The organism is Streptomyces sp. NPDC085932 (assembly GCF_044540525.1).
Lineage (GTDB): Bacteria > Actinomycetota > Actinomycetes > Streptomycetales > Streptomycetaceae > Streptomyces > Streptomyces levis.
Genome location: NZ_JBITSJ010000001.1, coordinates 1,939,081 through 1,957,092, shown reverse-complemented (window position 1 = coordinate 1,957,092; position 18,012 = coordinate 1,939,081). Strand labels below are relative to the sequence as shown.

Here is an 18,012-nt window from a genome sequence, read left to right as displayed (position 1 = left end):
CATGGCACACACGACTTCGGTTCAGGTCGTCGAAGCGTTCTGGGCGCAGGTGTGGAACGCCCACGATCCGGAGAAGGTCGACGACTTCGTGGTGGAGGACTTCGTCATCACCAGCGGGGGTGTGCGGATCGAGGGACGGGAGAACTTCAAGGCCTGGATCAAGAACTTCCTCGACCAGGTCCGCGACCTGCGTCTCGAAGTGATCGAAACCTTCCAGAACCAGGACGGGAGCCGGGTCGCCTCACGCTGGCGCGTGCACGGACTGAACAACGGCGTCCTGGGGACCGAGCCCGACGGACAGCCGATCTCCTTCACCGGAACCGCGGTCTGGGCGGTGCGCGAAGACGGCAAGCTCCTGCACAACTGGGTCGAACGCTCCAGCTGGGAGCTGTACCAGCACCTGACGGCACCGGCCGCCCGGACGCACTGACGCGTCCGGGCGGCCGGCGGACGACGGCGAGTCGCAAGCCGCCTTCCCCGTCCGGATCAGGCGTCGAGATTCTGTCCCGCCACGACCTGCAGGAACGTGAAGCGCTCTGCGGCGTCGGACCCGGGCTGGGGGCGGAAGACCACCATGCGGTGGCCGGTGATCGAGCTCAGTACGACATCGCACTGCACGTCGAGTTCTCCCACGTGCGGATGGATCAGCAGTTTGCGCGTGGACCTCAGCGGCGTGACGGTCATCTCCTGCCAGTAACCGCTGAACTCCTCGCTGGCGGTGAGCAGGTCGGCCACGAGTCGGTCCGCCACCGCGTCGCCGCCCCGGCCGGCGGCGGCGACGCGGAGGTCCGCCGCGTAGCCTCGCCCGATCGCCTCGTGTTCCTCGGCGACGTTCAGGGCGCGCGAGGCCGGATCGGTGAACCAGCGCCAGATGACGTTGCCCTCACGGGCCTCGCCCAGGGGCCAGGAGCCCAGCAGCGCCTGACTCAGCCGGTTCTGCGCGAGCATCGTGGACAGGTCGTCGATCACGTGGGCCGGGACCGTCGTGAGGGCGTCGAGCAGGAACATCATCGCCGGGTCGACGTACCGGCCGGCTCCGCCCCTGGACGGCGGGGCGTAGCCGGCGAGCCGGTAGAGGTGGTCGCGCTCGTCCACCGACAGGCGCAGCGCACCGGCCAGGCTCGCGAGCATGGCCTGCGAGGGGTGGGCGTTGCGGGACTGTTCCAGCCGCTCGTAGTAGTCGACGGAGATGTTCGCCAGCAGGGCGACCTCGGAGCGCCGCAGGCCGGGGGTGCGGCGCCGGCCGCCGGCGACCAGGCCGACGTCCGCCGGGCGCAGTGCCTCGCGCCGGGCGCGGAGGAAGGATCCGAGGTCGTTGTGGTTCATCGCGCCGCTCATTCCTGGATGGCCCTCATGCCGTCCGAGTAGTAACGCGCACCTGTCACCTCGTCGGCGCCGATCACCTCGCCGAGGGTGCTCAGCGTGTCGGCGTCCAGGGTGAGTGCCGCGGCGGCCACGTTCTCCTCCAGGTAGCCGCGCCGCTTGGTGCCCGGTATGGCGGTGACGCCCTGGGCCAGCACCCATGCCAGAGCCAGCTGCCCCGGCGTGATGCCGAACTTCTCCGCGATGACCCGTACGCGGTCCGCGAGGGCGAGGTTGTGGGCGAAGTTCTCGCCGCTGAAGCGGGGCGCGGTGCGCCGCCAGTCGTTCTCCGGCAGCTCGTCGAGCGAACGCAGCCGCCCGGTGAGGAAACCCCGCCCAAGCGGTGCGTAGGCGACGAAGCCGATGCCCAGCTCGCGCACCGTGTCCAGCACACCGTTGGCCTCCACGGTCCTGGTGAACAGCGAGTACTCGGTCTGCACGGCCGACAGCGGTGCCGCGGCATGGGCCGCGCGGATCGTCCCGGCCGACGCCTCGCTGATGCCCAGGTGGCGCACCTTGCCCTCGGCGACGAGCTCGCCCAGTGCACCGAAGGTCTCCGCCACGGGCACGTCCGGGTCCACCCGGTGCTGGTAGTACAGGTCGATACGGTCCGTTCCCAGCCGGCGCAGCGAGCCCTCCACGGCGCGTCGCACGTAGTCGGGCCGCCCGTTCGGGCCGCCGACGACCTTGCCGGAGTCGTCCAGCGTCAGCCCGCCGAACTTCGTCGCCAGCACCACCCGGTCCCGGTACGGGGCCACCGCCCGCCCGAGCAGCTCCTCACCGGTGAAGGGGCCGTACATATCGGCCGTGTCGAACATCGTCACTCCCAGTTCGATCGCCCGGTGGACGGTCTCGACCGAACCGGCGTCGTCCCGGGTGCCGTACATCGCGGTCATCCCCATGGTGCCCAGGCCCTGGACCGACGCCGTGAGACCCTGGCTGCCGATCTTGTGCGTGCTGATGCTCATCATTGCCTCCTGCCGGTGGACACCGCGCCTCGGTGCCGATGACAGCGTCCTGCGGCACCGGCTGACTTCCAGCGTCCGGCTCAGACCCGTCTTTCGAGGACGACGCTGTGGACCGCAGTGGTCTGCGGTGTTCGGCCGGGCGGTAGATCGGCCGAACACCGCAGGCCAGACCTCAGGGCAGGGCCGCACCCGACAGGCCTGGCGTGCCTCGGAGCCGTGCCGCGTCCTGGCTGGGCGGCATGCCGAACAGACGACGGTACTCGCGGGTGAACTGTGAGGAGCTCGCGTAGCCGACGGTGTGGCCGACACCGGTGACGTCGGACGGGCGGCCGGCCAGCAGCAGCCGGGCCTCCTGCAGGCGGATGCGCTTGTGGAACTGGATGGGGCTCATCCCCGTCACGGCGTGGAAGTTGCGGTGGAACGCGGACACGCTCATGCCCGCGGTCCGGGCGAGGTCCTCGACGCGGAACGATTCCGCGTAGTGCTCTCGGATCTGCCGGACCGCCCGGCTGATGTGGGCCAGTCCACTGTCCGCCAGACCGAGCTGACGGATGGCGGGGCCCTGCTCGCCGCGCAGCAGGTACCAGAGGATCTCCCGCTTGATCAGCGGGGCGAGGATCTTGCGGTCGGCGGGCCGGTCCAGCAGGCGCAGCAGCCGGACGACGGCATCCAGCATGTCCGCCGGGGCGTCGCCGACCGCGATGCCCACCGGTGCGGCCGGCGCCGGGGCGGGCAGGTCGCCGGGGCCGGCCTCCAGGAGCAGCTGCGCGATGTCGGCGGGATGCAGGGTCATGCCGAAGCCGAGGGTGGGCTGCCCGGTGTCGATGACGTGGCCGGTGACCGGGAGATCGACCGAGGTGACGACGTACTGACCGGGCCGGTACTCGTACAGGCGCTCGCCCAGGGCCAGGCGCTTGCCGCCCTGGGCGACGACCGCCAGCACGGTGCCGGACATGCCGACGGTGGGTGCGCTGCGCGGGTTGAATCTGCAGGCCCGGACGCCGTCGATCGCCGTGGTCATGTCGGGGCGCGCATGCCGGTTCACCAGCTCGCACATCTCGTCCAGGGACATGCTTCTCATCTTGCCGGGATCGGTCCCTGCCTGTTCCTGCCGCGGCGGGAACAGGCGAGGAACGGGTGGCGGTCGGGTGGTCAGAGGTTCTGGCCGCCTGAGACCTCGATGTCCTGGCCGGTGATCCAGCGCCCCTCCTCGGACACCAGCATGGCGATGACCATGCCGATGTCGTCGGGCTCGCCCACCCGCCCGAGCGCGAACGTCTTCGCCAGCTCCGGGATGATGTCCGGGTTCCGGGCGAACGCGTCGTTCGCGAAACGGGTGCGGGTGGCGCCGGGAGCGACGGAGTTGACCCGGATGCCGCGGGCGCTGAACTCCTTGGCCATGTACCGCGTGAGGACGACCAGGGCGCCCTTGAGGGCCGCGTAGACGGAGTAGCCGGGCGCGGTCACGTGGGGCAGCGTCGAGTTGCTCGTCACGTTGACGATGGCGCCGCCGTCGGCCAGGAGCGGCAGCAGGACCTGGGTGAGGAAGAAGGGGCCCTTGAACAGGCCGTCGGTGAGCCTGTCGAATTCCTGCTCGCTGGTCTCCTTGATCCACGCCATTCCGGCGAAACCCGCGTTGTTGACCAGCTGGTCGAAGGAGTCCCGCTGGAAGGTGTCCCGCAGGGCGCCGGCCACGGCGTCGTGGAAGGCCGGGAAGCCGGCCGTGTCGCCGATGTCGAGGCGCAGCGCCACGGCGGTGCCGCCCGACCGCTCGATCTCGCGGACGGTGTCCCGGACGCCCTCCTCGTTGGAGCTGTAGGTCAGGATGACGCCGGACCCGCGCCGGGCGATCTGGACGGCCGCGCTCCGGCCGATGCCGGAACTGGCGCCGGTGACGACGGCTACCTTCATTGGTTGTCCTCCTGGACGTGCCCACGGAGCCGTGAGGCTTCGTGCGAATGTGACACGTCAAGCCAACCGCGCAGCCGTCCTGCGGAACAGAAAGATCCTCTCGCTCTCTTGCACGATCCTGCCGCGTTCCCAGAGTCGGGCGTCGGTTCGGTTCACGCGTTGTCGTGGCCGGTGGTGAGGAGGGTGTGGGCCGCGAAGAGCCGGGCGCAGCGCCGGGACATGGCTTCGGGTGACTGGTCGGGATGGTTGATCCACCAGCGGACCAGAGCGGTGCACAGGCCGCGCCAGGCGTGCTTGAGGGCGTCGGCGTCGAGCGGGTCGCTGGTTCCGGCGGCGCGCAGCAGGTCGGCGGTGCCGATGGCGGCGAGGTCGTCGATGGCGTCGCGGTAGTACGCCGCGCGGCGGGCGGCCTCGCTGCCGGGCGGCAGTGAGGGGTCGTAGAGGACGAACCATGTCTCGCGCTGCCCGTCCAGGGCGGTGAACAGGGCGTTCAGCACGCGAAGGGCTGTGGACGGCACGCGGGTGTCGCGTTCGGCCATCGCGACGCGGAGGGCACCCAGCAGCCGGTCACCGACCGGGACGAGGCAGGCGAGGTAGAGGTCCTGCTTGCTGCCGAAGTACTGGTGCAGCAGCGGTTTGGTGACGCCGACGCGGGCGGCGACGGCGGCCACGGTGGTCGCCTCGTAGCCGTGGTGGCCGAACTCCTCAGTGGCCGCGGCCAGGACCTGGCGTTCACGGTCGGCTCTCGGCACGCCCTTGGTGCCGGCCTTCGACGAGTGCGTTGTCATGAACCCGATTTTACCCTAGGGTAATTTACCGTTGGGTAAGTTGATCTGGAGCCGTTGGAGCGCGCCCATGCCTGCCACCGCGACCGACCCCGGCACCTCCCGCACCCGCTCCTGGTGGGGCTGGGGCTACGCCGACGCCCACCCCGACGACGCCGAGTGCGCCGCGCTGGGAGCCCTGCTGCCGGGCACCCTGGACCGTCCGCTGCCGATACCCCGCATCGCCGACCTGCCGATCGCCGCACCGGCCGCCACTCCCCCGCCCTCCCTGGCCCATCTGGTCACCGCCGACCCGCCGGCGCGCGCCGCCCACGCCATGGGCAAGGCGTACCGCGACGTCATCCGGGCCCTGCGCGGCCGGCCAGGAAGGATCCCCGACCTCGTCGCCCACCCGGCCGGCGACCAGGACGTGGCCGACCTGCTGGACTGGGCCGGCGAGCACCAGGTGGCCGTCATCCCCTTCGGCGGCGGCTCCTCGGTGGTCGGCGGCGTGGAGTACCGCGGCGACACCCACCGCGCCGTGCTGTCGCTCGACCTGACCTCGATGAACCGCGTCCTGGAGATCGACACCGCGAGCCGCTCGGCCCGCATCCAGGCCGGCGCCCTCGGGCCCGTGCTGGAAGCCCGGTTGCGGCCCCACGGGCTGACGTTGCGCCACTTCCCGCAGAGTTTCGAGTTCTCCACCCTCGGCGGCTGGCTGGCCACCCGCGCCGGCGGCCACTACGCCACCGGCCCCACCCACATCGACGACTTCGTGCAGTCCCTGAACGTGATCACGCCGGCCGGAGCCGGTACGTCCTGGCGCCTGCCCGCATCCGGCGCCGGACCGTCGCCCGACCGGCTCTTCCTCGGCTCCGAGGGCGCGCTCGGCGTCATCACCGAGGCCTGGATGCGCCTGCAGGAGCGCCCCCGCCACAAGGCCTCCGCATCCGTCGCCTTCAGCGACTTCCACCGCGCGCTGGACGCCGTGCGCGCCATCGCCCGGTCCGGCCTCGCCCCGGCCAACTGCCGCCTGCTCGACCCCGGCGAGGCCCTGTTCGCCGGGGCCTGCGACGACGGCTCCACCGTCCTGGTCCTCGGCTTCGAGTCCGCCACCGGTCCCGTCGGCGACCGCCTCACGAGTGCCGTGGACCTGGCCCGCGCCCACGGCGGACACGGCAGGACGCGTGCGGCCGCCGACGACACCACGGCCGACTGGGCGGTCAGCGCCTGGCGCTCGGCGTTCCTGCGCATGCCGTACCTGCGCGACGGCCTGGCCCGCATGGGGGCCGTCGTCGAGACCTTCGAGACCGCCGCCACCTGGGACAGGATCCCGGCCCTGATCGCCGACGTCCGTAGCGACGTCGGCGCCGCCGCCCTCAAGGCCACCGGGTACCCGGCCACCGTCAACTGCCGCCTGACGCACGTCTACCCGGACGGGGCCGCGCCCTACTTCACCGTGGCCGTCGCCGGCCGGCCCGGTGAGGAGGTCGAGGTCTGGGACGACATCAAAGCCGTCGCCAACGAGGTCCTGCACCGCCACCGCGCCACCATCACCCACCACCACGCCGTCGGCCGCGACCACCGCCCCGCCTATGACCTCCAGCGCCCCGAGCCCTTCGCGCTGGCCCTGCACGCCGCCAAGGACGCCCTGGATCCGCACCGCATCCTCAACCCCGGGGTCCTGCTCGACTGAAAAGCCCGGCCGGTCGGGCGGGAGCGGCCTCAGATGACGATCACCTCGCAGGCCCGCTCCTTCGACAGGGCAGCCGCCGGCCATGCCGCGAACCGTCCTTCCCCTCCGCCCGCGTTGCTCGATGCGGTCGAGGAACTCGCCGGCCGGCCCTTGAACGGTGCCTGCTCGCGGACTTCGGCGCGGGCACCGGACTGGCGACCGCCCTCCTTCATGCCCGGGGTGCGCGTGTCATCTCGGTGGAACCCGGTGCTGGAATGGCCGCGCAGTTCCGCCACGGACTGCCCCATGTCCCCCTCGTCCTCGCTGACGTCGACAGCCTGCCGCTCGCCTGCGAGTCCGTGTGGAACGACTCGAGCCCGACCCGACAAGTAGCCGTCCCGACTCAGCTTCTCCCTACGGCAGATGGTGGGGACTGGAGGCGTCCCCGCTCGATGCGCCTCTCGTGAACCTGCCCAGCTATGCACTACGTGGTGAGCTTGGCCGTGGCTGTCCGCCCTGGCTGACATCGCACGCGAGGCAAGGAGACTGAGGTAGCGAGCCGGGTCAACGCTCCCGACGGGCTTTCGAGTTGGCTATCGACAGTGACGTATTCCATCGGCCTCCGCCCCCCTCGCGCGGCTTCTCTGCAGCAGGCCCTCCGCGGGCGCCTTCGCGCCGGGTTGAGGGACGGCATCGCTCCTGTCGTGCCTGGGATCAGGTCCAGCCGAAACGGCGGTCGACCACGGCGGTGAACTCCTCCAAGGTGAGTGCGGCGTCGCCGTTCTGGTCGGCGGCGTCGAACAGGGCGGAGGACGCGTCGACGCCCTGCACCCCCCACGACGGGATGACGCCCGTGGCGGCCAGCGACGGTCCCTTCGCGAGGAGGGCGTTGATCACCTCTTCACGGGTCAGGAGCCCGTCGCCGTCCAGGTCGAGGGCCTCGAAGAGTCTGCGGGCCTTGTCGCTCATCACGTGTCCCCGTTGGTGTGTCGTCGGTCGAGCCGTCCCGCTCAGACGGAAGGACGCATGCCGAGCGGCCCGGGTTCCCCTGTCCGCAGGAACCCGCTCTGAGCACCCCGCGGGCACATCAGGGCTCGCCCACCGCTGACCAACCGACGGCGGACAGCCGCGTCACTCGGTGTCCCGCTTCGGCAGGGACGAGTAGCCGCTGGGGCCCGGAGTGGCGCCCTGGGGCGGGTAGTCGCAGTCCAGGCTGCTGATTTCGTAGTCGCTGCCTTCGTTCTGCTCCTGGTCGACGACCACCGCCGCGGTGCAGACGCGGCCGTGCCGGTCGGTGAAGGTGACGATCTCGCTGTAGTCGGTCGGTGTGCTGCATCCCGCGACCAGCAATGCCGCCACCCCGGCGGTCACTCCTGCGCCGAGCCTGTACGACCGCTTCATGCCGTCCCCCCAACTCCGCTTCACCTCAAGCCCGTTGCCGCGCTCACAACGTAGCGTCCGGCCGGCAGTGCCGTCACGGGGAAGTAAGCCGCCCTCACGCCGGCGCCGGGACCAAGTGCTTTGCCTTCCCTGCCGCCCGGGGTCGTCGGCGACCGGCTGGTCGGGCGACACGGGGCTGTCGTATGTCGTCCTGGTCGACCTGGTTGCGGAGAGGTGCGTCGTCCCCCATGACGGTCAACGCGGTGGACAGGTGGGCCCGGGCCTCGTCCGCCCGGCTGAGCTGACGGGGGCGCTGCTGCGCCCGTCGCTTCGGCCGCTGAGTTCGATGTCGAGTGTCTCCTGGGCCACACGCATCGCCTCGACGTACAGGGGGTCCGTCATGCGCTTCCACATCTGCTCGTCCGAGAGGCCGTCGATGGTGGCGGCCACCCACCAGATCGTGCCGAACGGGTCGCGGACACGCCCCATGCGCTGCCCGAACGCGTGATTCAGGACGGGAGTGACGACCTGGGCGCCGGCCGCGACGGCGCGGGCGACGGCCCTGTCGACATCGGGGACGAACACGCGCAGCAGGCTCGGCATGACGGGCCAGTCGGCATGGCGGTCGAAGGCCAGCACGATCGTGTCGCCGATCCTGACCTCGCCGTGACCGATCCGTCCGTCCTCGGTGGTCACGCGGGCGAGTTCCTCACCGCCGAAGGTCTCGGTGACGAAGTCGAGGAAGGCTCCCGTGTCGTCGGTGACCACCCAGGGCGCGACCGTGGTGTATCCCTCGGGGGTGGCGCTGTGATGCACGGTCATGACAGTCCTCTCACAGGGCGAGCAGATGCCGACGACAGTAGAAGCCATGTAGGTCGGGAACCGTCCTCGTTGCCGGTGGTGAGGGTGATCACGGGATGCCTCGCCACGATGTGCGCCCCGCTCGGCACATGCAGGCAGTCAGTGCGGGCTCCTGAAAGCTGCGCTGCACGTCGAAGGCCCGCCGTCCCAGTCGTTCGGCCGGAGCAAGACGGCGGGCCCTTCTCAGACGGGCCGGCCTCCGCGGCCGCCTGAACGCCAGTGTTCACCACCAGGCGCTGTCGGACTGTTCAACGATCCCGGCATCCAGGGCGTTTAGCCCGAAGCGTGTGAACTTATCCACGCCGCACAGGTCTAGGAAGCAGGGTGTGACTGGTTCCACACTGCGAGTGTCACTTCGCAGGGCTGTTCCGCCGCAGTCCTTGGCCGGAGCACGGCGGAAAGCCTTCTCAGACAAGGGAGTTCTCGCCATGCGGCACCTTCGGCACCGCCTTGGAGACAGTTGCCGGCAGACGCGGTGCGGCCTGCCACTTCCGCACAGCGGGCGAGCAACGGTCCTCGTGATCGTCATCCTGCTCACTACCGCAGTCGGGTTCGCCGCGCTGACCCCCACGGTCGCAGCCGGCGTCGCCGCCCTCGTCCAGTCCGGGGTCGCCGTGTGCATCGCCCTGCGCCACCCCGCTCGCGCGACAGCTGAAGGATGATGGCTTCGCCGACCTCGCCGGCTCCGCGCCCCTCGGACGGGGAGCCGGCCTTCGGGATCGAAGACATCGCGCAGTGCGTCGCCCGTGCACAGGCTGGTGACAGTGCGGCCTTCGCCCTGCTCTACGCGGCCTACAGCGACACGGTGTACCGGTACGTGTACTACCGGACCGGAGGGAGGTCCATCGCAGAGGACCTGTGCAGTGAAGCGTTCACCCGTGCGTTCCAACGCTTGGACACCTTCACGTGGACAGGGCGGGACTTCGGTGCGTGGCTGGTGACCATCGCCCGCAACCTGGTGGCCGACCACTTCGCCTCATCGAGGTTCAAGCTGGAGGTGACGACCGGCGAACTCCTGGACGCCGACGACGTCGAACGCAGTCCCGAGGAGGTCGTCGTCGAAGCGCTCCGCAACAGTCGACTGCTGGATGCTCTCGGCAGACTTCCTCCTCGCATGCGGCAGGTCGCATGGCTGTGGGCGCTCGGCACTCCCCCGTCCCAGATCGCGCGGCAACTGGGCATCAGCCCCAGCACCGTGCGGGTGCACCTGCATCAAGCGCGCCATCGTCTCGCCGCCGACCCCACCGTGGTCGCTCTGGCCGGTGAGACGGCCTCCTGATCGTCTGGCTGTTGAGGTCCTCTGCCTCATCGGCCCCTGGCAAGCACCCGAACAGATGGTCTACTGCGGGTTGACGAAGGTGACTGCCACCGGGCGAGGGCTGCTGTCCTCCCCTCGCCCTCCCCCGGGAGTACCGCATGCAGTTCGCGTCCTCTGCCCATCTCCCGCACCACCTGAAGCAGCCTCAGACCACGCCCGTCTTCGACCGTCTGGTCTTCGAGCGCGGCGACGTCCCCGCCCAGGTGCGCCGTGACGCGCAGCGCCTGGAGCGGGAACTGGCGCGGGCGATGAGCTTCGGCACAGCGGAGTCGGCCGCGCCCTTGCACCAGGCCTACGGTCATGCGCCGAGTCAGATGCCCATGGAGGCGATCTCGATGGGTGAGCGGTAGTTGGCCGCGGCGGTGACCACGCAGGCGCGGTACGTCCGGTTGTCCTGGACCGCTAGGAAGTAGTCGCGCAGGTTCTTCCAGTAGCTGACCAGGTAGCCGAGGCCGGGGACGAAGCCGGGCGGGCGCGGCACGAGGGCGAACCGCTCGCTGCACCGGAGGATCTCTCCGGTGGCGGTCGACAGGACGGCGGCCACGTCCGCGTTCATGTTCCAGCCGGCCGCGAGCTCGGGGCTCCATATCGCACCGGCCACCTCCCGCAGCTTCTCCTGCTCCTCGGGGGTCGGGTCGCCGAGGACTCCCGGCGCCACGCTCACCGGCTCCCGGGCGGGCGTATAGCCGGGCGCCGCGGCGGACGGGGCCGCCATGGACGCTGCGATGCCGAGCGCCAGCAGGGTGACCGCGGCCGCCGAAGCCCGGCGTCTGGCACTGCCTGTCGTCACCATGTTCTCCTCCCGGTCGGGTGATCGCCCCCGGGCGAGGGCGGTCCGAAGGTCGCACGAGGGGAGGAGCGGGTCAACGGCGACAATGCGCCACGAAGGGCCTTCACGGCGGAGACAGGCGCTGCGTCCCGGATGTCGCCGTTGCGAGACCCGCCGACGCGACGGAGACTGACGGTGACAACGGCACCGCCGAGTGACCACCGGAGCCGCCGAGTGATCACTCGCACCGCCGAGTGATCACCGGCACCGGCGAGTGACGACGACACGGCAGAGAGCCTGGGCCATGGGCGACTATGTGGACCTTCCCGGCGTCAAGACGTGGTACGAGACCGACGGCAGCGGCGATCCGCTGCTCATGCTGCACGGCGGCTTCTGCACGAACGACACCTGGGGAGCGCTGCGGTCCGGCCTCGCGGAGACGTTCCGTCTCTTCCTGCCGGAGCGGCGTGCGCACGGCCACACACCCGACGTCGAAGGACCCCTCTCCTACCAGGACATGGCGGACGACACCGTGGCCTTCATCGAGACGGTCGTCGACGCTCCGGCCCATCTGGTCGGATGGAGCGACGGAGGCATCGTCGCCCTGCTCGTCGCCCTCGCCCGCCCCGACCTGGTGCGCAAGGTCGTGGTGATCGGAACGAACTTCCGTCCCGCCGGGGAGTGCTGGGCCGAGCCCGCCCTGCTGGACCGCATGACACCCGACAGCTCCGACCTGGAGTTCTTCCGTGAGCTGTACGAACCGGTGGCGCCGGAGGGCCCCGAGCACTGGCCGGTGGTCGCCCGCAAGGTGCTCGACATGTGGCGCACCGAGCCGACCCTGACCACCGAGGACCTGGCCCGGATCAGCGCGCCGACCCTGGTCATGGTCGGTGACGACGACATGGTGTCGCTGGAGCACACGATCGCCCTGTACCGCGCGATCCCGGGCTCGGAGCTCGCCGTCGTGCCCGGCACGTCGCACGTGGTCCCGCTGGAGAAGCCCGCCGAGGTCAGTCACCTGGTCGTCGACCATCTGACCGCGGAGCCTGCCGAGACCATGCTCCCCATCCGCCGCGCCGAGCCGTCGTCCGTCGCCGGCTCATAGGTCGGCGAGAGACCCGCGACCTCGAAGGCGAGTGTGAGCGCCCCGGGCACGTGACCCGGGAACTCCGGTGGTTTCGCTGCTCCTCGGGCACGGCAGACGCCACTTGCGCAGGCACCGCACCGGCGCGAGCCACCGGCCGGCCCGCTCCGGCCGGGAGCGACGCCGGCTCGGGAGCGCGACACTCGTGTGACGGGGCGGAGCCCGCGCGGGTGTGCGTGGGAAGGTTCGATCATGCCGAAACGGCCGTCGCTCCTCGCCTCCGTCCGTGCCGGCCGGCGCGCGCTGCGTGTCACGGTGGCCGCCGCTGTCGGCTTCTACCCCGCCCTGTATCTCCTGGACCGGCCCGTCGCCGCGGTCTACGCCCTGTTCGCTCCGATCGCGTTCGGGCTGCTGTCGCCGGTTCCGGGGTCGGGGCGGGGGCGGGCCGGCACCGTGCTGCGGGCCCTGCCGGGCGCCGCCGCGCTGACCGCGCTCGGTACCGTCCTCGCCGTGTCGACCTGGTCGGCCGTCGCGGGGATGCTGGCCGTCGGCTTCGTGCTGACGTTCGGCGCGGCGTGCGGCCCGCGGTTGTCGGGGACCGTCCCGGGCCTGCAGTTGTTCTACATCCTCGCCTGCTTCCCGCCTTACGCGCCGGACACCCTGCCCCAGCGCCTGACCGGCATGGCCTTCGGTATGGCGGTGCTGGCGCTGTGCGAGGTGACGCTGCTGCCGGATCCGGCGGAGCCGTCGTATCGCGGGCGGATCGGTGAGGCTCTCGATCTCGCGGCCCGCGCGGCCGACGGCCTGGTGGGCGTCGCGGCCCCGGAGCCCGGCCTGGCCGCGCGGCTGAGACAGGCCGGCCGCGATCTGCGCTTCTCGCAGCAGCCGGCCGGTTCCCGTCCGACCGGGGCGGGCAGAACGGACCGCGCACTGGCCCAGGCGGGCTCCGCGACCCGGCGTCTGCTGGACCAGCTGGCCGCCCTGTCCGAACTGCCGCGCGCCGGGGCGGACCCGGCCTCGAACGAGTTGCTGCGTGGCGTCGCGGCGACCTGCCGGGACTCGGCAGGGGTCCTGCGCCGGGTGCGGCCCGTCGGCGGGCCGGAACCGGTCGAGGAGATGATCGACCACTTCCTGGCCGTCCGCGGCACTGCGGGCGACCCGCGCAGCGCTGCCACCCACGCGCTCCTGCGGCGGCGCTCGACGGTATTGACGGTCGCGGTGTCGGCGGTGACCGTGCGCACGGCGGTGGCCCTGGCGGTCGGCGGTCGCCGTGCGGTGCACGGGCTGCCCCAGGAGCAGTTCTGGTACGCCGGGACGGGAACGGTCCGCCTGTGGCTGATCCGCGTCGTTGGACTGTTCACGCGGCGCTCCGTCATCTTCCAGAACGCCTGGCGCATCGCGCTCGGTCTCTCCCTCGCCCGTCTGGTGGCGGGTTGGCTCGACCTGGCCCACGGCTTCTGGGTTCTGCTCGCCGTGCTGACGCTGGGGCGCACCACGGCCGTCGCGACCTGGTCGGCCGTCCGGTCGGCGGCTGTGGGGACGTTCGCGGGCGCGTGCGCCGCCGGGGTGTTCGTCGTCGGGGCAGGGGGCGCCTCCGACGTCTACGCGTATCTGCTGGTGCCGGTGATGCTGCTGGCTTTCACCGTGGGGCCGCTGGAGGGGCCCGCGTGGGCGCAGGGGCTGTTCACGCTGGTCGTCACCATGGCGTTCGCGCAGATCGCGCCGGTGACGTGGCAGCTGGCGGAGGCCCGACTCGTCGACGTGCTCACCGGAAGTGCGATCGGTCTGCTGTGCGGTCTGTTCGCCTGGCCCGCCGGGGCGCGGGCCGAGATCCGGCGCAGCGCGCGCCAGTTGCTGATCGCCACCGCGCCTCTGGTCCGGGCGACCGTGAGCGCCGCTTCGGCGGGCGGCGACGACTCCGGCGCGGGGCACGAAGTCGCCGGGCGGGCCCTGTGGTTGACACGACACCGGCTGCGCATCGCCGAGGGGGCCTACGCGCAGTACCGCACCGAGCTCTCCCCGCGAGCCGCCGAGGACGGGCCGGACTGGCTCGCCGCCCTCAACTACGGGGTGCGGGTCCTCGTGGGTGCCTACTGGCTGCCCCGGATGAGTACACGGGAGGGCCTGCCGTCCACGGCCCGGCGCTGGGTTCTGGACGCCTCCGAGGAGGTGGAGGGGGCGGCCCGGCGCCTGGCGGACTTCCCGCCGGGGGGCCTGCGCGTCCGGCTCTCTCCGCTGCCCCCGGACGTGGCGGCGGAGGTCCCGGCGCGGGTGCTGCCGCTGTTGATCGACCTGGAGACCTGGCTCGTCGCGCTCACCGCGGACCTTGAGGCGGCCACCGGCCGTCCCGGCGGGGGAACCGGAGCGTCGGGTCCGCACGCGGACGGCACACTGAGGTGACTGCCGACCCGCCCGACGACTTCGCCGTCGGCCTTCGCCGGCCGGGACCACGCGCGGCCGGCGGTGGTCATGCCTCGGTCGCGGGTGCGACTCCAGTTGCCCGTCATCCGAGTTGCTGCCCTACTCAAGACTCTGGTGGTACCTGTCGACTTCGTGTTTTTTGTGGTGCTCCTTCAGGTGCTTCAAAAGCCGCTCAAGAGTGTGGGCGTTCGCGTGGTCAATCAGCTTCTCGTGCTCCTGCAGGGCATCGGCGACATCCCCGAAAGAGATTTTTACATTCTCCCCTTCGGTCACACTCCAGTCAGCAAGGCTGATGCGGGTCTCTTCACCCTTCAGCCCCAGGGTTTCCTTCCGACCCGCGATGATCAGGTAGTAGTCCCTCCTCAACACCGTGTGCTCTGCGGCCATTTGAACGGCATCCTTCGGCGACAGGAGCATCGTGAAGGCCTTCGCGGCGAGATTGAATATTTTGATCTTCGTCTTGGCTTCCGTGTTGGGGAGTTCAAAACTCGGATTGAGAGTGCCCTGCCCCCATCCCATGTCGACCGCGTTGAGTGGGCTCTTGACGCCGGGTGGCTCGTGACTTCCGCGGGGAGCGAGGTAGTGACCGTAGAGCAGGTGGATGGAGTGCCCCTCGTACTGGTTCACGACTGGATGCCTCGCGTGCCGCCTCAGGTATGTGATGAAAGTCTTGAGAGGCTCCCTGCTGTGCAGAATGATCCGGTTGCTGGCGCCGCCGGTTTCATCGTCTTTTCCAGCTACGGAAACCAACGCAGGAGCTTCGTCTTTGTCAACATCGATCACCTGCACCTGACTACCGGCCGACCACATGGATTTTCCCTCCCTGTCAACGATCCGAAGCGTCGCCCGAGGATTGCACTGAACCGGCAGCTCCGCAATGGCCTCAACTACCAGGAACGCACACCGTGTTTCGCGCCAGTCTCGCGATTCCCTCCCGTTCCGCTGACAACATCGCCGGCAATCCCGGCTGCGAATGCGCCTGCGCAGACGGGCTGGAGAAACGTCTCCAGGGTGGTCGGATCGCTCCGGACGGATGATTTCGCGATGCTGAGTAATGAGCGGTTTGGCCATCGCACCCGGTGCGTCATATCCGGCCTCCGTCGCGGAGCGCGCGAGCAGCCTGGTGGCGCAGCGACGCCATGCGAAACGACTCCTGGTGCAGTGTGCGCACCGCCTCGCGCATGCCCGCCCCAGGCACCTCTCGGGCCGGAGGTGATCGTCGGGTTCACCGGGGTGTGCCGCCAGGCTGCCTGAGTGCCGCTGCCGACCATGGGCCGGAACCGCCAGACGCCGGCACAGGCGTCACAGGTGCCTGGCCAGACCTTCCGCCAGCAGCGCGAAGGCCTGCTCGGCGTCGGCTACCGCCTGCGGGTGGCGCTCGTCCGCGGACCGGCCGCCGTCCAGGCTGCGGAAGTTGTCCAACGCCAGAAGCCGTTGCGTGCTCACCAGGTGCGTGGCCGCCAGGCGCGCGGTCAGGGCGGGGACCCCCGCGGTGTCCTGCAGCGCCTGGGTGAGCATGCGCCCGGCCCCCTCCTGGAAGCCGGCGGCTCTCGTGCGCAGGGCCGGCGTCTCGGTCACCATGCGGGTGAACGCGAGGATCTGCGGGAGGTCGTTGAGACCGGTGATGGGATCGCGGTCGCGCAGCCCCCGCAGGAAGTGGTCGCGCAGGGCGCTCAGGGGATCCACGCCCCGGGGGCGGGCGCGCACCACCCGGGCCGGTTCGGCCTCGTGGTCGGCGAAGCGGTGGACGACGAGGTCCTCCTTGGCCGGGAAGTAGGCGAACACGGTCCGTTTGGAGACCTCGGCGGCCTCCGCCACCTGCGCGACCGACACCTGGTCGAAGCCGTGCTCCAGGAAGAGCGCGATGGCCGCTTCCGAGATGGCGGCGTGCGTGCGTGCCCTCTTGCGTTCGCGCAGCCCTGTCATGCCGCCACGATAGCCGAAACGTGCACTGGGGATCCTTCTGCGCTGAGACACTTTCTGCACTCGGTGTATTTTTGCTCTCGGTGAAGAGACTGAGGATACTGGAGGAGCAATGACCGATGTGATCGTGGTGGGCGCCGGGCCCACCGGCCTGACGCTCGCCTGCGAACTGGCCCTCGGCGGCGTGGACACCGTCGTGCTGGAGCGGCTGCCGCACCGGATCCGGCAGACCAAGGGCGGTGCGATCCAGCCGCGCACCCAGGAACTGCTGGACCTGCGCGGCCTGCTGGAGCCGATGCGGGCTCGGGCCATGCGAGGTGAGCCGCTCGACGGCCACTTCGCTCTGCTGCCGGTGCCCCTGGACTGCACGGTGTGGGACACCGCGCACCCCCACGTGCTCTCGATCCCGCAGTGGGAGGTCGAGGAGGTACTGCAGGAACGCGCCGCGGAGCTCGGGGTGAAGGTGCTGCGCGACACCGCGGTGACCGCGGTGGAGCAGTCGGAGCACGGCGTGACGGTGACGGCCGGCGGGCAGCGCGTCCCGGCCCGCCACCTGGTGGCCTGCGACGGCGCGCACAGCACCGTGCGCAAGCTGCTCGACGTGCCGTTTCCCGGCCGGCCCGGAACGTTCACGGCGGTGCTGGCCGACGTCCGGCTGGCGTCGGCGTCCGACCTCGTCCCCACCACGCACGGGCACATCAGCACCCTCACCCGTGAGGCCGAGGAGGGCTGGGGGATGCTGCTGCCGCTGGGCGGGGACCGCTACCGGTTCACCGGCGGTGGCGTGGAGCCGGACGAACCGGCCAGGGACCGGCCGGTGACGCTCGACGAGATCGCCGGGCTGCTGCGCCGGGTGTACGGCGAGCGGACCGTGCCGGCCGAGGTCGAGAACGCCTCCCGGTTCAGCGACGCCACCCGGCAGATCGACCACTACCGCGCGGGCCGCGTGTTCTTCGCCGGAGACGCCGCGCACATCCATCCGCCCTACGGCGGTCAGGGTCTGAACCTCGGCATGCAGGACGCGTTCAACCTGGGCTGGAAGCTGGCGGCCGTACTGCGGGGCGACGCGCCGGCGGACCTCTTGGACACCTACCACACCGAGCGCCATCCGGCCGGGGCCTGGGTCCTGCACATCACCCAGGCCCAACGGGTCTTCGCGGCCCCGCGACCCGGTCCGGACGTGGTCGAACTGCGCGAGGTCTTCACCGGCCTGATGCGCCTTCCGGAGACCAACCGGCACCTGGCGGGACTGATGTCGGGGCTCTCGCACGCCTACGACCTGCCCGGCGCCCACCCGCTGACAGGTCACCGGGTCCCCGGACTCGACCCCGCGCTCTTCCGCTCGGGCAGGCCGGCCCTGCTCGACACGGCCGGGATCCTGCCATCCGGCCTCGGGGCCGTCGCGGCCGATCCGGTGGACGGCCTGCCCGGTGCCGTCCTGGTCCGCCCCGACGGCTACGCGGCCTGGGCGGCGGACACCGAACCCGATCTGGACGCGCTCACCGCCGACCCGTGCTGGTCCCTGCTCCGCGCGAACACCCGGGAGACACCGCGGCACGACGCACGGGAGTGACTG

General features: G+C 70.9%; 18 protein-coding genes and 1 pseudogene. 8 read left to right on the top strand and 11 right to left on the bottom strand.

Going from position 1 to position 18,012, the window contains the following annotated elements:
* The first annotated feature begins 1 nt into the window (after position 1).
* Entirely contained in the window at positions 2 to 430 is a 429-nt protein-coding gene (locus tag ACIGAQ_RS08385; protein ID WP_399780210.1) for an ester cyclase, read from the top strand.
* 56 nt (positions 431 to 486) lie between these two features.
* Here the strand turns inward: ACIGAQ_RS08385 and ACIGAQ_RS08380 are convergent, their stop codons facing one another.
* The 5 genes from ACIGAQ_RS08380 to ACIGAQ_RS08360 form a co-directional block, all read right to left on the bottom strand.
* Positions 487 to 1,326, bottom strand: a complete 840-nt coding sequence (locus tag ACIGAQ_RS08380) for a helix-turn-helix transcriptional regulator (RefSeq protein WP_399780207.1) — start codon at positions 1,324 to 1,326, stop codon at positions 487 to 489.
* Positions 1,327 to 1,334: 8 nt separating this feature from the next.
* Entirely contained in the window at positions 1,335 to 2,330 is a 996-nt protein-coding gene (locus ACIGAQ_RS08375) for an aldo/keto reductase (RefSeq protein ID WP_399780205.1), read from the bottom strand.
* 172 nt (positions 2,331 to 2,502) lie between these two features.
* Positions 2,503 to 3,402, bottom strand: coding sequence for an AraC family transcriptional regulator N-terminal domain-containing protein (locus ACIGAQ_RS08370; protein ID WP_399780201.1), 900 nt, complete (start codon positions 3,400 to 3,402; stop codon positions 2,503 to 2,505).
* 80 nt (positions 3,403 to 3,482) lie between these two features.
* Positions 3,483 to 4,241, bottom strand: a complete 759-nt coding sequence (locus tag ACIGAQ_RS08365) for an SDR family NAD(P)-dependent oxidoreductase (RefSeq protein WP_399780198.1) — start codon at positions 4,239 to 4,241, stop codon at positions 3,483 to 3,485.
* Between the two features lie 152 nt (positions 4,242 to 4,393).
* Entirely contained in the window at positions 4,394 to 5,029 is a 636-nt protein-coding gene (locus tag ACIGAQ_RS08360) for a TetR/AcrR family transcriptional regulator (RefSeq protein ID WP_399780195.1), read from the bottom strand.
* A gap of 67 nt (positions 5,030 to 5,096) precedes the next feature.
* On the opposite strand from ACIGAQ_RS08360, the gene ACIGAQ_RS08355 reads away from it, so the two are divergent.
* Both ACIGAQ_RS08355 and ACIGAQ_RS08350 read left to right on the top strand, forming a co-directional pair.
* Entirely contained in the window at positions 5,097 to 6,701 is a 1,605-nt protein-coding gene (locus tag ACIGAQ_RS08355; RefSeq protein ID WP_399780192.1) for an FAD-binding oxidoreductase, read from the top strand.
* Between the two features lie 33 nt (positions 6,702 to 6,734).
* A pseudogene (locus ACIGAQ_RS08350) lies at positions 6,735 to 7,042 on the top strand (class I SAM-dependent methyltransferase); the annotation flags it as partial.
* Positions 7,043 to 7,394: 352 nt separating this feature from the next.
* On the opposite strand, the gene ACIGAQ_RS08345 reads toward ACIGAQ_RS08350, so the two are convergent.
* The 3 genes from ACIGAQ_RS08345 to ACIGAQ_RS08335 all read right to left on the bottom strand — a co-directional run bounded on the left by ACIGAQ_RS08345 (position 7,395) and on the right by ACIGAQ_RS08335 (position 8,882).
* Positions 7,395 to 7,649: an EF-hand domain-containing protein gene (locus ACIGAQ_RS08345; RefSeq protein ID WP_399780189.1), complete on the bottom strand. Its 255-nt coding sequence runs from the start codon at positions 7,647 to 7,649 to the stop codon at positions 7,395 to 7,397.
* A 162-nt stretch (positions 7,650 to 7,811) separates the two neighbouring features.
* On the bottom strand, positions 7,812 to 8,081 hold the full coding sequence (locus ACIGAQ_RS08340) for a hypothetical protein (RefSeq protein WP_362285470.1): 270 nt from the start codon (positions 8,079 to 8,081) through the stop codon (positions 7,812 to 7,814).
* A 234-nt stretch (positions 8,082 to 8,315) separates the two neighbouring features.
* Positions 8,316 to 8,882, bottom strand: a complete 567-nt coding sequence (locus tag ACIGAQ_RS08335) for a VOC family protein (RefSeq protein ID WP_399780186.1) — start codon at positions 8,880 to 8,882, stop codon at positions 8,316 to 8,318.
* Between the two features lie 697 nt (positions 8,883 to 9,579).
* On the opposite strand from ACIGAQ_RS08335, the gene ACIGAQ_RS08330 reads away from it, so the two are divergent.
* Entirely contained in the window at positions 9,580 to 10,200 is a 621-nt protein-coding gene (locus ACIGAQ_RS08330) for a sigma-70 family RNA polymerase sigma factor (RefSeq protein WP_399780183.1), read from the top strand.
* A 137-nt stretch (positions 10,201 to 10,337) separates the two neighbouring features.
* Complete coding sequence (locus ACIGAQ_RS08325; protein WP_399780180.1) at positions 10,338 to 10,589, top strand: hypothetical protein; 252 nt, start codon at positions 10,338 to 10,340, stop codon at positions 10,587 to 10,589.
* Here ACIGAQ_RS08325 and ACIGAQ_RS08320 read toward each other — a convergent pair.
* On the bottom strand, positions 10,550 to 11,032 hold the full coding sequence (locus ACIGAQ_RS08320) for a hypothetical protein (protein WP_399780178.1): 483 nt from the start codon (positions 11,030 to 11,032) through the stop codon (positions 10,550 to 10,552). The two genes, ACIGAQ_RS08325 and ACIGAQ_RS08320, sit on opposite strands and share 40 nt — an antisense overlap.
* Before the next feature lie 280 nt (positions 11,033 to 11,312).
* On the opposite strand from ACIGAQ_RS08320, the gene ACIGAQ_RS08315 reads away from it, so the two are divergent.
* Together ACIGAQ_RS08315 and ACIGAQ_RS08310 are read left to right on the top strand one after the other, a co-directional pair.
* Complete coding sequence (locus ACIGAQ_RS08315) at positions 11,313 to 12,113, top strand: alpha/beta fold hydrolase (RefSeq protein ID WP_399780175.1); 801 nt, start codon at positions 11,313 to 11,315, stop codon at positions 12,111 to 12,113.
* A gap of 231 nt (positions 12,114 to 12,344) precedes the next feature.
* Positions 12,345 to 14,492: an FUSC family protein gene (locus ACIGAQ_RS08310; RefSeq protein WP_399780172.1), complete on the top strand. Its 2,148-nt coding sequence runs from the start codon at positions 12,345 to 12,347 to the stop codon at positions 14,490 to 14,492.
* Positions 14,493 to 14,612: 120 nt separating this feature from the next.
* Here ACIGAQ_RS08310 and ACIGAQ_RS08305 read toward each other — a convergent pair whose 3' ends face one another.
* Both ACIGAQ_RS08305 and ACIGAQ_RS08300 read right to left on the bottom strand, forming a co-directional pair.
* Positions 14,613 to 15,296 carry a hypothetical protein gene (locus tag ACIGAQ_RS08305; RefSeq protein ID WP_399780169.1) on the bottom strand — a complete coding sequence of 228 codons (684 nt, stop codon included), beginning with the start codon at positions 15,294 to 15,296 and terminating at the stop codon, positions 14,613 to 14,615.
* Positions 15,297 to 15,815: 519 nt separating this feature from the next.
* On the bottom strand, positions 15,816 to 16,439 hold the full coding sequence (locus ACIGAQ_RS08300) for a TetR family transcriptional regulator (RefSeq protein WP_362285449.1): 624 nt from the start codon (positions 16,437 to 16,439) through the stop codon (positions 15,816 to 15,818).
* A 109-nt stretch (positions 16,440 to 16,548) separates the two neighbouring features.
* On the opposite strand from ACIGAQ_RS08300, the gene ACIGAQ_RS08295 reads away from it, so the two are divergent.
* Complete coding sequence (locus ACIGAQ_RS08295; RefSeq protein WP_399780166.1) at positions 16,549 to 18,009, top strand: FAD-dependent oxidoreductase; 1,461 nt, start codon at positions 16,549 to 16,551, stop codon at positions 18,007 to 18,009.
* Positions 18,010 to 18,012: the final 3 nt, after the last annotated feature.

Coding starts and splice junctions, on each gene's coding strand:
- ACIGAQ_RS08320 (WP_399780178.1), bottom strand. CDS start 11,032: ATGGTGACGACAGGCAGTGCCAGACGCCGGGCTTCGGCGGCCGCGGTC.
- ACIGAQ_RS08345 (WP_399780189.1), bottom strand. CDS start 7,649: ATGAGCGACAAGGCCCGCAGACTCTTCGAGGCCCTCGACCTGGACGGC.
- ACIGAQ_RS08360 (WP_399780195.1), bottom strand. CDS start 5,029: ATGACAACGCACTCGTCGAAGGCCGGCACCAAGGGCGTGCCGAGAGCC.
- ACIGAQ_RS08365 (WP_399780198.1), bottom strand. CDS start 4,241: ATGAAGGTAGCCGTCGTCACCGGCGCCAGTTCCGGCATCGGCCGGAGC.
- ACIGAQ_RS08310 (WP_399780172.1), top strand. CDS start 12,345: ATGCCGAAACGGCCGTCGCTCCTCGCCTCCGTCCGTGCCGGCCGGCGC.
- ACIGAQ_RS08355 (WP_399780192.1), top strand. CDS start 5,097: ATGCCTGCCACCGCGACCGACCCCGGCACCTCCCGCACCCGCTCCTGG.
- ACIGAQ_RS08295 (WP_399780166.1), top strand. CDS start 16,549: ATGACCGATGTGATCGTGGTGGGCGCCGGGCCCACCGGCCTGACGCTC.
- ACIGAQ_RS08330 (WP_399780183.1), top strand. CDS start 9,580: ATGATGGCTTCGCCGACCTCGCCGGCTCCGCGCCCCTCGGACGGGGAG.
- ACIGAQ_RS08315 (WP_399780175.1), top strand. CDS start 11,313: ATGGGCGACTATGTGGACCTTCCCGGCGTCAAGACGTGGTACGAGACC.
- ACIGAQ_RS08375 (WP_399780205.1), bottom strand. CDS start 2,330: ATGAGCATCAGCACGCACAAGATCGGCAGCCAGGGTCTCACGGCGTCG.
- ACIGAQ_RS08300 (WP_362285449.1), bottom strand. CDS start 16,439: ATGACAGGGCTGCGCGAACGCAAGAGGGCACGCACGCACGCCGCCATC.
- ACIGAQ_RS08340 (WP_362285470.1), bottom strand. CDS start 8,081: ATGAAGCGGTCGTACAGGCTCGGCGCAGGAGTGACCGCCGGGGTGGCG.
- ACIGAQ_RS08380 (WP_399780207.1), bottom strand. CDS start 1,326: ATGAACCACAACGACCTCGGATCCTTCCTCCGCGCCCGGCGCGAGGCA.
- ACIGAQ_RS08335 (WP_399780186.1), bottom strand. CDS start 8,882: ATGACCGTGCATCACAGCGCCACCCCCGAGGGATACACCACGGTCGCG.
- ACIGAQ_RS08370 (WP_399780201.1), bottom strand. CDS start 3,402: ATGTCCCTGGACGAGATGTGCGAGCTGGTGAACCGGCATGCGCGCCCC.
- ACIGAQ_RS08325 (WP_399780180.1), top strand. CDS start 10,338: ATGCAGTTCGCGTCCTCTGCCCATCTCCCGCACCACCTGAAGCAGCCT.
- ACIGAQ_RS08385 (WP_399780210.1), top strand. CDS start 2: ATGGCACACACGACTTCGGTTCAGGTCGTCGAAGCGTTCTGGGCGCAG.